Source organism: Staphylococcus pseudoxylosus, from assembly GCF_003697915.1.
Classification (GTDB): Bacteria; Bacillota; Bacilli; order Staphylococcales; family Staphylococcaceae; genus Staphylococcus; species Staphylococcus pseudoxylosus.
In genome coordinates this window covers 83311-97618 of sequence record NZ_RCVN01000010.1, presented here as the reverse complement: position 1 = coordinate 97618, position 14308 = coordinate 83311, and the positions used below count along the sequence as shown (strand labels likewise).

Sequence of the window (14308 nt, the reverse complement as noted above, 5' to 3'; positions counted from 1 at the left end):
GAACATAAAGGAGGTATTTGATATGGCATTTGAAGGATTGTCCGATCGTTTGCAAGGAACGATGCAAAAAATCCGCGGTAAAGGTAAAGTCACAGAAGCTGATATTAAATTAATGATGCGTGAAGTTAGATTAGCATTATTAGAAGCAGATGTTAACTTTAAAGTCGTTAAGGATTTTATCAAAACTGTATCAGATAGAGCACTAGGTTCAGATGTAATGAAATCATTAACACCTGGACAACAAGTAATTAAAATAGTGCAAGAAGAACTGACGCAATTAATGGGTGGGGAAAATTCAACCATCACAATGGCTAATAAACCACCAACAGTTGTAATGATGGTTGGTTTACAAGGTGCAGGTAAAACAACAACTGCAGGTAAATTAGCACTACTAATGCGTAAAAAGTATAATAAAAAACCATTGCTTGTTGCAGCAGATATATACCGTCCAGCTGCAATTGATCAATTACAAACTGTAGGTAAACAAATTGATATCCCTGTATACAGTGAAGGCGATCAAGTAAAGCCACAACAAATAGTTGAAAATGCTATTAATCATGCTAAAGATGAACATTTAGACTTTGTAATTATTGATACTGCAGGCCGTTTACATGTCGATGAGGCCTTAATGGAAGAATTGACAGACGTCAAAGAAATTACAAAACCAAATGAAATTATGCTTGTTGTTGATGCGATGACGGGTCAAGACGCTGTTAATGTAGCGCAATCATTTGATGAACAACTAGACGTTTCAGGTGTAACATTGACGAAACTAGATGGAGATACTCGTGGTGGTGCTGCATTATCCATTAGATCTGTAACGCAAAAACCAATTAAATTTGTAGGTATGAGTGAAAAACTTGATGGTTTAGAACCATTCCATCCTGAACGTATGGCTTCACGTATCCTCGGTATGGGAGATGTATTAAGTTTAATTGAAAAGGCACAACAAGATGTTGATGAAGATAAAGCCAAAGATTTAGAGAAAAAAATGCGTACCTCATCGTTTACGCTTGAAGATTTCTTAGAACAATTAGACCAAGTTAAAAATCTAGGACCACTTGATGATATTATGAAAATGATACCAGGTATGAACAAGATGAAAGGCATGGATAAATTGAATATGGACGAAAAGCAAATCGATCATATTAAGGCAATTATTCAGTCTATGACACCAAGTGAACGTAATGAACCTGAGACATTAAATGTATCTCGTAAAAAACGTATCGCTAAGGGTTCTGGTCGGTCAGTTCAAGAAATAAATAGATTAATGAAACAATTTAATGATATGAAGAAAATGATGAAACAATTTTCCGGTGGCGGAAAAGGTAAAAAAGGTAAACGTAAGCAAATGGAAAATATGATGAATGGTATGAACTTACCATTTTAAAATGTGCTTCTTAAAAAGATTAATCTAATAATAATTTAAAAAGTAGTAATCCACATCGACAGTGTGAATTACTACTTTTTTGTACTCGTTTTAGAACGTAAACAAACCTTAGGATTATCATCTAAGGTTTGTTTATTTGTATTCGTATAGTTAATTTTTTAAATAGCAGTGGTCTTTCAGACTAAATTAGGTTCTATTATCAATTGACTTATTCAACACAATAACAGAACTACTATTTAATTTATATATACTATGATTTTAAAATGTGACTTGGTCAATGATTTGGGCCGACGCTATGGAATGAGCTCTAGCCAACGACCACAGGATAAGGCAGTGCCTGCGGAAAGCGTGTACAAAACTGCTAACAAAATCGGAGGTTTTGTCGATAGTATGCCCCTATATTATGGCGATTTTGCTTATAACAAACGTGTTGTTTTGAGGAGAAGATATCGATAAATAATTTATTAATGAATACCGATATTTTCTCTAAATGTTTTGCCTTCATATTCAGTTCGGTATAAACCACGCTTTTGTAATTCAGGTACGATATCATTGACGAAATCTTGTAAACTATTTGGGAATACTGGGGGCATTAGGTTAAAACCATCCGCAACCCCTTCATTAAACCAACGTTCCATTTCATCCACAATATCCTTTGGTGTCCCAATAAGTGTTAAATGTCCGCCACCTGCACTTAAATAGCCTAATAATTCTCGCAATGTTGGATTTTTATCTTTGATGATTTCTAACACAGTTTGATAACGTCCTTTAGGTCCATTAAAAGATTCTACGGGTGGTAACGAGGGTACAAGTTCATCCAAATCCCAGTTATGACAATCTTGACGAATAAAAAACTCTAATTGATTTAAAGCTGTATCAACTTCTAAAGATTTATCAAGTTGTTGTTTTTTGGCATAAGCTTCTTCATATGATTGTCCAACGTACGTTACTAAACCAGGGAATACTTTCAAGCTATTTTCGGACTTTCCTTGTTGTATTAATTTTTGGTTTAATTTCTTTTTAAAAGTATTTGCTTGATCAAAATTCCAAGCCACAGCATAGACTGCATCTGCGTATTTAGTTGCCAATGCGATGCCAGGATCTGATGCACCGGCTTGCATTGCAATTGGTTTTCCTTGAGGGCTACTTGGTGTTGTCAATGGTCCCTGTACACTGAAGTGTGAACCTTTATGATGGATAGCATTGATTTCAGAATGATTAATTAAGCTATTGTCTTCTTTATTATGTAAAAAATCATCCACACTCCAAGATTCAAGTAATCGATTCATCACTTGAGCGAATTCATCTGCTTTTTTATAGCGTGCTTCGTGTTCAGGTAAGTGATCCATTCCATGGTTTGCAGCTTCCAAATCTGTCATGGAAGTGACTAAATTCCAACCAGCGCGACCTTGACTAATATGGTCAACACTCAATAGTTGTCTAGCCGCTGTAAAAGGGTTAGAAAATGTACTGGATATAGTAGCAACTAGTCCAACATGTTGTGTAACTTGTGATATCGCTGTTAAATTAATTAGAGGATCGAACCAAAATGCAGGCATATCACTTTTAGAATTAGCTGGAAACGATTGATTGTCAGCGAAAAATATAGCATCAAATAAGCCTTGTTCTGCAATTTTTGCCAACGACTGATAATACGTAATATCACCAATACGTTCAACGCTTGAATGGGGCATGCGCCATGCGGCTTGATGGTGACCACAGCCATAGATGAGTACACCGATATTTAAATGTTTTGTTTGTGTCATAGAATCCATCGCTCCTCCTTATTAATTCATTGTTAAGCCGCCGTCGACTGTAAAGTTCTGACCTGTAATACCATCAGATTGATCTGATACGAGATACGCGACCATATTAGCTACATCTTGTGGTGCGGTAACGTTTTTGATAGGTGTTGTTTGCGCAATTAAATCAAAGACCTCAGTTGATGTCGTTGCACTTGCATCGGTTGTTTTTAACAAACCGCCAGATACTACGTTGGATGTGATACCATATTGTCCTAATTCGGCAGCCAAATTACGTGAAAATCCAATTAATCCAGCTTTAGCTGTTGTATATTCATGATAAGGGACAACAGGATTTTGAAATAAATTCGTACCTATCGAGATGATTTTACCTTTTTGTCTTTGAAGGAATTGTGGTATAACGCTTTGACATATATTGAAAGCCGCTTTTAATGTGCCATCAATTTGTTGCTGGTAATCTTCCCATGTAAGATCTGCAAATGCTTTTTGTTCAACAGGATCAAATTTAAATCCAACTAGGGCATTATTAATTACAACATCTATCTGACCAAAATATTGTGTAGCTTCATCAACTAATCTGTCAATTTCATTTCGTTTTGTCACATCTGCTTGTACAGCGATGGCTTGTCGAGTTCCAATTTCATCAACAAGTTTTTGTGCAGCATGTTCACTTTTATGATAGTTTATGACAACGTTATGGCCATGCTGAGCTAGTGTTTTTACTATAGCTGCGCCTAATCCACGACTACTGCCAGTTACTATGACGTTTTTTTTCATTGATATACACTCCTTAATTTTCAATAAAAAAATACACAACCCTTCAGAAAGAAAGTTGTGTATTAGAAATATCAACATATGTATAAAAAGTGCTTCAACAAGCTTTTGAAATATGCTAGATTTCACACTTTCCTCCGCTAGTTTAAACTAGATCAGGTTCAAAGGGTTTGAGTCAGACTCATCTCAGTTAGAAACACCCCTAGTGCATTTGGTTATTTAATTTAATTTCAATGTATATTTTTTAGTGAATAATGTCAAGTTTAGGAAAATTTAAGATTTTATATGATATCATTTTGAGCTGTAAAAAAGAAATTGGCTGAATATTGAAATTGGTAAAGAAGAAACTCTTTACAAAGTTGAAGATTACTGTTATTATTATTTCTTGTAGAAAATAAAAACTATGAAAATTAAAGGAGCGAATATAAATGGCAGTTAAATTACGTTTAACACGTTTAGGTTCAAAAAGAAATCCATTCTATCGTATCGTAGCAGCTGATGCTCGTGCACCACGTGACGGTCGTAATATCGAACAAATCGGTACTTACAACCCTAACAATGTTAATGCACCAGAAGTTAAAATCGACGAAGAATTAGCACTTAAATGGTTAAAAGATGGTGCGAAACCAACTGATACAGTTCATAACATTTTATCAAGAGAAGGTATCTTGAAAAAATTTGATGAGCAAAAATAATTTTTAACCTAATATACATTCTGTATATTTGTAAGAGTACCTCGAGAGGTGCTCTTTTTTTATTGCGAAATATCCAATATAATTCAACAAAAATGAAAAAAGGCTATATATCATAGAGCCTTTATTTTTTAAATGTAATGAGTCACAGTGATTGAACTTACGTGTTATAATGAGCTAATAAAATAGCGAAGATACATAATTAAAAATAATAGAAATAGTCTAATTATTATGGAGGAACATATATGAAAGTTGAAGTAGGCAAGATTGTAAATACACATGGCATAAAAGGAGAAATTAAGGTGAAATCAAATTCAGATTTTATCGATATACGTTTTCAACCCGGGGAAATCGTTGAGATAGAACGTAAAGACAAAGCATCATTAACATTTACAATTTCATCATATAGAATGCATAAAGGACTTCATATGTTAACATTTGAAGGAATCAATAATATTAATGATATTGAGCATTTAAAAGGTGAAACATTAGTGCAAGAACGCGACCATGAAGAAATTGAATTAGGTGAACATGAATATTATTATTCAGATATTATTGGTTGTACGGTTTTCGATGAAGAAGATACTCCAATTGGTCGTGTGATAGAAATTTTCGAAACAGGTGCCAATGATGTTTGGGTTGTTAAAGGGGATAAAGAATATTTAATACCTTATATTGCAGACGTAGTTAAAGAAATTGATGTCGAAGGTAGACGTATTCAAATCTCACCAATGGAAGGATTGTTAGATTAATGAAGATTGATTATTTAACTCTATTTCCAGATATGTTTAATGGCGTGTTAAATCATTCTATTCTGAAGCGTGCTCAAGAAAAAGATGTGTTACAAGTCAATACTGTAGATTTTAGACATTTTGCAGAAAATAAACATAACCAAGTAGATGATTATCCTTTCGGTGGTGGGCAAGGAATGGTATTAAAGCCTGAACCTATATTTAATGCGATGGACAGTATCAATAAGACAGCTGACACAAGAGTGATACTAATGTGTCCTCAAGGACGTCCGTTTAATCAAGCCATTGCTAATGAACTTAGTCAAGCGGAGCATATTGTTTTTATTTGTGGTCATTATGAAGGTTATGACGAAAGAATCCGTGAAAATTTAGTAACGGATGAGATTTCCATGGGAGATTATGTATTAACTGGTGGAGAGCTACCAGCAATGGTAATGACTGATGCAATTGTTAGGTTACTGCCTGGTGTATTAGGTAATCAACAATCACATGAGGATGATTCATTTCAAGATGGTTTACTAGAATTTCCACAATATACGAGACCACGTGAATATAAAGGGATGGGTGTACCAGATGTATTGTTGTCAGGTAATCATGCAAATATTGAAAAGTGGCGTCATGAGCAGAAAATTATCAGAACTTGGACGAAGCGACCAGATCTTTTAAATTTCGATACGATGTCTCAAGAAGACAAAGAGATTATAGAAAGATACAAAAAGCATTTGAAAAAAGACTAACGATGTGCTAACATATTTTAAGTGTGCGACACACGAAAAATCACTATGATCCGCTGCTATATTTTGTCGAGGCAAGAACATAGGTTGAAGGAGAGAAAAATAATGAGTAATCACAAATTAATCGAAGCAGTAACTCAATCGCAATTACGCACAGACTTACCTTCATTCCGTCCAGGTGACACTTTAAGAGTGCACGTACGTATTATTGAAGGTACACGTGAACGTATCCAAGTATTCGAAGGTGTAGTAATCAAGCGCCGTGGTGGAGGTATTTCAGAAACTTTCACTGTTCGTAAGATTTCTTCAGGTGTAGGTGTGGAACGTACATTCCCATTACACACACCAAAAATCGAAAAAATCGAAGTTCCACGTCGTGGTAAAGTTCGTCGTGCTAAATTATACTACCTACGTGAATTACGTGGTAAAGCTGCTAGAATTAAAGAAATTCGTTAATCAGCATAATCAGCATAAAAAAAGCGGTCCTCATAAAGAGGGCCGCTTTTTTGTTTATTGATAAAGAAAAAGCAAAGCCATTGGACGAACTTCATTATCTAATGGGAACTAATTAAAGCTTGTGGGATCAGATGTAAGTATCATGAGCAAAACATTTTACTTATGATTAGTGATTCCAAAGTGAAGTATATAAATTGAGAGCTCTCTACAAAGGTTAGTAGCGCTTAAATAAAAACTTAGACTACTAAACATCCATTTGGACCTATATAATCTGTGAATAGACCGTAATTAGCATTGATAGTTACTACATAGTAGACTTAGTATGGCTAACTAAATCAGTATTGTTTTTTTAATATCGATGTGCCAATACCATATAAATCTTTGTTTGGTATTGGCACATTTAAACATATATTCTACCTACGTATACGATTTTTAGATTTATTTCTTAACCACCATAAAAAGCCAATGCTAGAAATTACACCGAAAACAGACAATGTGATTAATAGTAAGGTGTGTGGTGGTGTATATTTTAAGGTGATTGTTTCTTGACCTTTCTCAGTAGGAATCACCGTCATAATACCGTTACCTTGCTTGACAGGCAATTCTTGTTTGCCTGAATAAGCTTTCATACCATTACGATAGGCCATAGGAAGTACAATGTATCCTTCATCTTCTTTGTGCTTAGTTATTGTATAACCTGTACGTTGTTGAGAGACTTTGACAGGGTTTAAGGATTTTGTTGCGTTACGTAATGTTTGATAATCTTCACCATAGATTCCTTTGATATTAAATCGGTAATCACCTTTAGATAATTGAATGTTTAAGTCTTTATTTGCTTTAACGCGCATAGTTACTGGTGTAACAAAGCGTCTATACTTATAGGTCAATTCATTGCGTTGTTGGCTGTATTCGTTAACACGGACATCATGTGCTTTATCAGGTGAGAGTAACTCCACGTCCATCTCAACATACATATCTTCATATTTGTCAGCAATAGATTTAGGTAAATGATAACTTATGCCGCCAGTATCTTTAGAAACGACTAAATGATTATCCTTGTTTCTATGCGCATGGTTAAATGTTGGTGTCGCTTCAGTTAATAAATTTTTATTAGCTTTGAATGTTTGATTGGATGAAGTGCTACTATCATTCAATACAACACCTTGTAACATGGCTTGCTCTCTATCTAACGGTGATTTAAGGTCTTTGGAATCAAAAACTTTATCCGTGATGTGTGCACTTGGGTATGCTATTTGATTAGTAGAATGTAAAAATGACTCTTCTTTAGAATGCTCAACAGTACTTTCATGTTTAAATCCGTATGGAATATTTAAGTCATTTGGACGACGTATACGATCTTGTACATTCCATAAAGCCATTAAATTAGCACGATTAGATAATAAACGATACGTACTATTTTTATCAGTGTGCATGTTGATTTGTAAAGTTTTATCGTAATATTTTAAGATATCACCATCGAATATACTTGAATACAAAGCGGTGCCATTAAAATGATATAACATCGGTGAATTTAAACCATATTGCGACATATAATCAATTCTATTTAATGGATCGTCACTATGTTGCTGGTTGATTGCATTTATTTTTTTAGTTAATGCAGGACTTTTATATTTAGCATCGTGCATAGCTGAAACGGTTGATTCGTAGTTTTTAACATTATTAAAATGATTGTTAGATAATATAAAGGCTTGCTGCACAATAAACAAGCATAGGATGGTAAATATAACCCATCGTTGTTGCAATAAACATTTTTTAAACAGTGTAAATGCTATGAAAAGCATAAGTATTAAACATACGACCATCCAGGAGATTTTTTGATCAGTCACTACAAATGACATCATACCCATAATTATTAAAACTGGTAGACAAGAGATGACATAAGATTTTAGATTTAACTCAGAAAGATGCTGAATAAATAAAGCGATTAATCCTGATGTTGTTAATGCAAAAATATAAACCCATCTACGTTCTGGCGTTGAAAAACCATTAAACATACTATCGAAATAAGGTGTTAACGAACCTATTAACATAATCCATGTTGCAATTGCAAAAAGCCTATAGTAATAATGCTTGTAAAGTTTGAAAGATAATAAAGCGATGATCGTAATCAATGATACTGTAATGTAAAAGCCATTGCTAAAAAAGTTTTTCTGACGTGCAAAGTCAGTAAATAGATTTATGCTGAAATGTGGATTACTCACTCTATCGTTATTAAGAAATGAAGATACCCCAGTATAGAACCCCCAAATACCAATTAACGTGCTCAATATAACTGCAATAGGTATCATCCACAACTGCTGTTTTCGAGAAACTATGTCTCTTGGATGTGGAAATATAAAGCGATAAATGACATAAGCTAATATCACAATCGCTTCATAATAACTAAAGTAAAAATTTGAAAAAAGTGTTAATGCAATTGCGAAAATAAAAAGCCCTAATTTCTTTTCTCTATAAAAACGTTCAATACCTAATAGTGACAAGGGTAGAAAAATTAGTAAATCGCCATAGTAAGACCACGTAAAATTAAAGTATATAACTGTTGTAGAAGCACCATAGAGCAATGCAGCTAAAAATATTGAATGATTTTTAAACTTTAAATATTTAAAGAAGTAAAAAGTTATAACAAAAGTTGCTACGCCTTTAACAAAGGCAACGATTAACTGATTACTAGTCCAAAACGTAATTTGACTTGGATTACTATTGAATATCACTTCCGATAACCATACAAATATAAAATTTATATAAGTAAATGGGGAGGTTGAATAGTAATAAGATAAATCTTGTACAAAATTGCCCCCAAGGCCAAATGAGTGATCGTACGAACTTTTAAACTGACTAAAATGTTCATATAAGTACATTTGAAAAGGCATCATTTGCCTGTAACCGTCACCATAACCGCTAAATACAACGCCATGGGTTAGATAGCGATAAATATATGGTGTGAATGTGAGAAGTGCTACGAAAACACCCATTGTAATGATGCATAATAATCTCGTTGTTTTATTGGACCAAAGCTTACGAAACATGGTCATACCTCATCTCTGACAAACTCCTTTTATAAAGTGATTTAATTGCTCTTGAATCTTTTACGAATTAGCCATGTAATTGTAGATAATGTAAATATGGCGGAAATAATGATCAAGGTATACCAATATTTAGGGCGATATTTGAGAATTATTTGACTAGTATCTCTATTTACAGCAACGCCTGTCATCATATAGTTTACCTTAAAAGGTTTTACTTTTTTGCCATCAATATAAGCTGTCATGCCATTACGATACGGAATATTAATAGAAGCGATTCCTTTTTGATGTGGGGACAAGTTAACTTTGACACCATTTTTAATATCATGATAGCTACCTATATTAGTTTTAGAACCATGGGCAGATTTTAATTTTTGGTAATTTTCACCGTGTAAACTTTTAATATCTAATTGATAATTTCCAGATGGACTGAGATTTATATTTATGTTGCCATGTTCATCTGGTTGTGCTTTGTAAAGTTGAGTATCTACGCCTGTTCGATATGTAGAATTATTGAATAATCGATGGTTTGCATAGTCATTTATATTCACTGTAAAGTTGCTGTCTGGATAACCGCGTTTGACTTTTAAAGTTAAATAAAAATCATTAAAACGCTGTCTCAGATGTTCTGGTATGTGCAATTGAATTTGGCTATTATCGTTACGAAGTTGTATATGTTGCCCAGCCAATTTATTTATATTTTGATACGATATTTGAGTTTGATTTAATAAATTTTTAGTGGTATCTGTATATTCTTTCCCTTTACCATTAACTACAACGCCATCGATCATGGCATGTTCTCTATCAATAGCTGTATTAATAGAGTTTGAATCATAAATATTATTTGTGACACGAACAGATGGAAGGTTTAATGTATTTTCATAAATTTGATACTGTCCTTCAGTTTTTATTTTCTTAAAATAGGTTGGCACATTATTTTGATAATCTTTAAGCATTAAAAATTTGATTGAAAATAAGCTGTTAATATTTTGACGTGCATTGGTGGATTGATATCTACTAACTGATTCTTCTTGCATATTAATCTTCAGCGCATCATAGTAGTAATCTAAAATATTATGATTAAAAATACTTGAATAAATACTCACGCCTTTAAAGTGTTGATACATAGGTGTATTATCTTGTTCATTAACACGCCAATCAATACGTTCATCCTCAGATTTATGATGTGTCATTTGTGATATTAATTGTCGTTGGAGAGGCGTGTTAAAGAGACTGGCATTAATATAACTTTTATTAGCTCGTTCAACATGGTCTTCAAAGTAAATTTGATTGCGAATAAAGACAAAAGAAATTAGCAAATTAAGAATCATAATAGAAATAATAAATAAATATGTTAATTTAACACGTGATTTCGCCTCATTGACTAAAAGTATCAGAAAGCCAATGACACTTACGATAGGTGTAAACCACAACCATGACACAAAGTCACTATAATACCATGCACTGATAAATAGATAACTTAATGCAACTATAGCTGACAAAACATAATTTTTTATTGATATGGTTCTAAAATATTTGATGTAGAAGCTAATTAAAACTGCAGCATTCAATGCAATAAGATAATGCCATCTTTTTTGAGGTGCAGAAAATCCATTAAATATTTGATCGATAAATGGAATGAAACTTGCGCCAATAGATACAATGGTAAATATAGCAAATAATCTAAAATAATAGTGCCTATATAATTTGAAAGATAATAATGCTTGTAAAACAATAAATGATAAGACAATTAAATAGTTATCGTAAAAAACATTTGTATTCTGATTAAAAGGTTCAAACCAATCTACTTTACTATCAAAAGGTGTACGTCTATTGTTTAAGAAACCTTGGACGGCGTGGAAAAAAATAAATAAACTACAACCCAAAGCAATGAAAGATGCTAAAGTTAACGACCAAAATGCTTTAAACCTAGGGACTAAATCATTTTTATGTCTGAGTAAGATTCTAATTGATAAGTATAAAATACCAGTTAATAATTGATAATATGCAAAATAAAAATTATTAATTAGTGAAATAGCAACAATTAGTATAAACCAACCTATTTTCCCATTTTTGAGGAAATGTTCTATGGACCATAACAATAGCGGCAGCCATATAAATATATCGCTGAAAAATGGCCAGTATACTGTGAATCTAAAGTAAAGCGGTGATATAACAAAAATGAACGCACCAAGTATAGCCATATTACGATTAAATGAAATACTACGCACAAATATAAAGGTTCCTAGCATAGCAATAGCAGATTTAATGATTGATATAATCAGGGCATTTGTTGTCCAAAACAAAACATCTGAAGTGTTTATTGGAATAAAGATTTTAAGTATTACAATGGCCACTACATTGCATATAAAAATAATGTTAGTGGAGAAATAGTAGCTTAGATCAGTGGAAAAATCTCCCCCTAAACCGAAATCAGATGCGTAGAACCAATTCCCCTTACTCCAATTATCAAACAAGTACATTTGAATTGGCACCATCTGTTCTATCCCATCATTAGGACCAGTAAACAATACACCATCATAAACATATCTATAAATAACATAACTATGCCCAATAATTGCTAATATAATAAACAAACAGACGTACAATAATTTACGTTTCATAGGTAATCTCCTATATATGTATTAAGTATAATGCTATTGTAACGATTTTTTACAAATTGAGTTTAAAAAGACTATATATTTTATGTGAAATTAATCTTTTTAAGATATATCTTAATTTTCTCAAAAAACCAGAGATAAATAAAACATTAACCTATATACAGATATCTAAAGCACAACTATAAATCATCTATATTTATATATTAAATAATAGTGTAAAATTGAAGATGGTAAATAAGCCATGACGTTATTTTGTTTATCAAGCACTATGTAGCGTGTTATGATTTTAAAGTCAAAGCAACGTGCAAGTATAATGATATATTTAAATTAATAAAAATCTGAAATTCGCAAAAATAGAAAGGTGATATAGATATGGTAATACAATGGTATCCAGGCCATATGGCTAAAGCAAAAAGAGAAGTATCAGAACAATTAAAAAAAGTCGATGTCGTGTTCGAATTAGTTGACGCTAGAATTCCTTATAGTTCTAGAAATCCTATGATTGATGAAGTGATACAACAAAAACCACGTGTCGTCATTTTAAATAAGAAAGATATGGCAAATTTAAAAGAATTAGAAAAGTGGGAATCATTTTTTAAAGATAAAGGTTATTACCCTGTGGCAATTGATGCAAAACATGGTAAAGGACTTAAACAAGTAGAACAGACGGCCATTAAAGCTACCAAAGAAAAATTCGAAAGAGAAAAACAAAAAGGATTAAAACCTAGAGCGATTAGAGCAATGATTGTCGGCATACCTAATGTAGGGAAATCAACATTAATTAATAAATTAGCTAATAAGTCTATTGCTAAAACAGGTAATACGCCAGGTGTAACCAAACAACAACAATGGATAAAAGTAGGGAATTCACTTCAATTGCTAGATACGCCAGGGATTTTATGGCCTAAATTCGAAGATCAACTCGTTGGTAAGAAACTAAGTGTTACTGGAGCAATTAAAGATAGTATTGTTCATTTAGACGAAGTTGCTATTTATGCTTTAGATTTCATGAAAGCACATGACTACGAAGGTTTAAAGCAGCACTATAAAATTGATGTCCCTGTAGATGCAGAAAACATAGAATGGTTTGATACGATCGGACGTAGACGTGGATTGTTGCGTCGAGGTAATGAAATAGATTATGAAGCGGTAATCGATTTGATTATTCATGAAGTTAGAAATGCTAAAGTTGGTACGTACACGTTCGATATCATCAATGAAATGGACGTGTAGACAAATATGAAACAAACGATTCAAGAAGTGAAGACGATATTGCAAACAATACAATCTATAGAAGAACTTAATACACACATGTTTGTTGAAGATGAACGTAAGGGTGTGCAAAATGCTATCAAACAAAGACGTAAACAATTAGAAAAAGAAGCGTTATTGCTAAAAAATTATGAGGAAATGTCAGCGTTTGAAATCGCATTGTTAGCGCAAAATAGTGATGCGCTTATTTGTGGTATCGATGAAGTTGGTCGTGGCCCATTAGCTGGCCCGGTTGTGACATGTGCTGTCATTTTAAATGAGAATCATTATTTTACAGGGTTAAATGATTCGAAGAAATTATCTGCAAAGCAAAGACAAAGTATAGAGAAACAGCTATTAAATGATGTTTTTGCGTATGCTTATGGTTATGCAACAGTGGAAGAGATTGATCGATTAAATATTTATGAGGCCACAAAAATTGCTATGTTAAGAGCAATTAAAGCATTACCAGTACGCCCTACACACTTACTTGTCGATGCGATGACTTTAGATATAGATATTCCACAAACATCATTAATCAAAGGTGATGCTAGAAGTGTATCTATTGCAGCTGCAAGTGTGCTGGCAAAAGAGCATAGAGACAAATATATGCGTGAATTAGCTGAGAAATATCCTGGGTACGGTTTTGAAAAAAATGCTGGCTATGGTACCCAACAACACTTAGACGGTATTAAACAATTGGGTATTATACCTGAACACAGGAAAACATTTGAGCCAATTAAATCGCTCACAAATTAATAGTTAAAATGAAATAATTGAAATAAGTAGAATAAATGAGTTTACAATAGCGCTTTCATTTCTTATAATTGA

Annotated in this window: 11 protein-coding genes and 1 riboswitch; of the genes, 7 read left to right on the top strand and 4 right to left on the bottom strand. The window is 33.0% G+C overall.

Features of this window, described 5'->3' with window-relative positions; all coding sequences use genetic code 11:
- Positions 1 to 22 precede the first annotated feature (22 nt).
- On the top strand, positions 23 to 1390 hold the full coding sequence (ffh, locus tag D9V42_RS10245; RefSeq protein ID WP_017724272.1) for a signal recognition particle protein: 1368 nt from the start codon (positions 23 to 25) through the stop codon (positions 1388 to 1390).
- A 464-nt stretch (positions 1391 to 1854) separates the two neighbouring features.
- Here ffh and D9V42_RS10240 read toward each other — a convergent pair whose 3' ends face one another.
- A complete protein-coding gene (locus D9V42_RS10240) occupies positions 1855 to 3156 on the bottom strand; it encodes an LLM class flavin-dependent oxidoreductase (RefSeq protein ID WP_107556068.1) in 1302 nt (433 codons plus the stop codon).
- A gap of 21 nt (positions 3157 to 3177) precedes the next feature.
- Positions 3178 to 3930, bottom strand: coding sequence for a 3-oxoacyl-ACP reductase (locus D9V42_RS10235; protein WP_122064834.1), 753 nt, complete (start codon positions 3928 to 3930; stop codon positions 3178 to 3180).
- Between the two features lie 112 nt (positions 3931 to 4042).
- A riboswitch (TPP riboswitch) is annotated at positions 4043 to 4141 on the bottom strand.
- A 214-nt stretch (positions 4142 to 4355) separates the two neighbouring features.
- Between D9V42_RS10235 and rpsP the strand changes: the two genes are divergently transcribed.
- The 4 genes from rpsP (at position 4356) to rplS (ending at position 6561) form a co-directional block, all read left to right on the top strand.
- Positions 4356 to 4622 carry a 30S ribosomal protein S16 gene (gene rpsP / locus D9V42_RS10230; RefSeq protein ID WP_017724275.1) on the top strand — a complete coding sequence of 89 codons (267 nt, stop codon included), beginning with the start codon at positions 4356 to 4358 and terminating at the stop codon, positions 4620 to 4622.
- A 242-nt stretch (positions 4623 to 4864) separates the two neighbouring features.
- A complete protein-coding gene (gene rimM / locus D9V42_RS10225) occupies positions 4865 to 5371 on the top strand; it encodes a ribosome maturation factor RimM (RefSeq protein WP_122064832.1) in 507 nt (168 codons plus the stop codon).
- The gene (gene trmD, locus D9V42_RS10220; protein WP_122064830.1) at positions 5371 to 6108 is read left to right on the top strand and encodes a tRNA (guanosine(37)-N1)-methyltransferase TrmD; all 738 of its coding nucleotides are present in this window, start codon (positions 5371 to 5373) and stop codon (positions 6106 to 6108) included. Before rimM ends, trmD begins: the two co-directional genes overlap by 1 nt.
- Before the next feature lie 102 nt (positions 6109 to 6210).
- Complete coding sequence (gene rplS / locus D9V42_RS10215) at positions 6211 to 6561, top strand: 50S ribosomal protein L19 (protein WP_042362844.1); 351 nt, start codon at positions 6211 to 6213, stop codon at positions 6559 to 6561.
- A 413-nt stretch (positions 6562 to 6974) separates the two neighbouring features.
- Here rplS and D9V42_RS10210 read toward each other — a convergent pair whose 3' ends face one another.
- Positions 6975 to 9608, bottom strand: coding sequence for a YfhO family protein (locus D9V42_RS10210; protein WP_122064827.1), 2634 nt, complete (start codon positions 9606 to 9608; stop codon positions 6975 to 6977).
- A 41-nt stretch (positions 9609 to 9649) separates the two neighbouring features.
- The gene (locus tag D9V42_RS10205) at positions 9650 to 12229 is read right to left on the bottom strand and encodes a YfhO family protein (RefSeq protein ID WP_122064825.1); all 2580 of its coding nucleotides are present in this window, start codon (positions 12227 to 12229) and stop codon (positions 9650 to 9652) included.
- A 369-nt stretch (positions 12230 to 12598) separates the two neighbouring features.
- Between D9V42_RS10205 and ylqF the strand changes: the two genes are divergently transcribed.
- Both ylqF and D9V42_RS10195 read left to right on the top strand, forming a co-directional pair.
- On the top strand, positions 12599 to 13459 hold the full coding sequence (ylqF, locus tag D9V42_RS10200; protein ID WP_107555123.1) for a ribosome biogenesis GTPase YlqF: 861 nt from the start codon (positions 12599 to 12601) through the stop codon (positions 13457 to 13459).
- Between the two features lie 6 nt (positions 13460 to 13465).
- Entirely contained in the window at positions 13466 to 14236 is a 771-nt protein-coding gene (locus tag D9V42_RS10195; RefSeq protein ID WP_122064823.1) for a ribonuclease HII, read from the top strand.
- Positions 14237 to 14308: the final 72 nt, after the last annotated feature.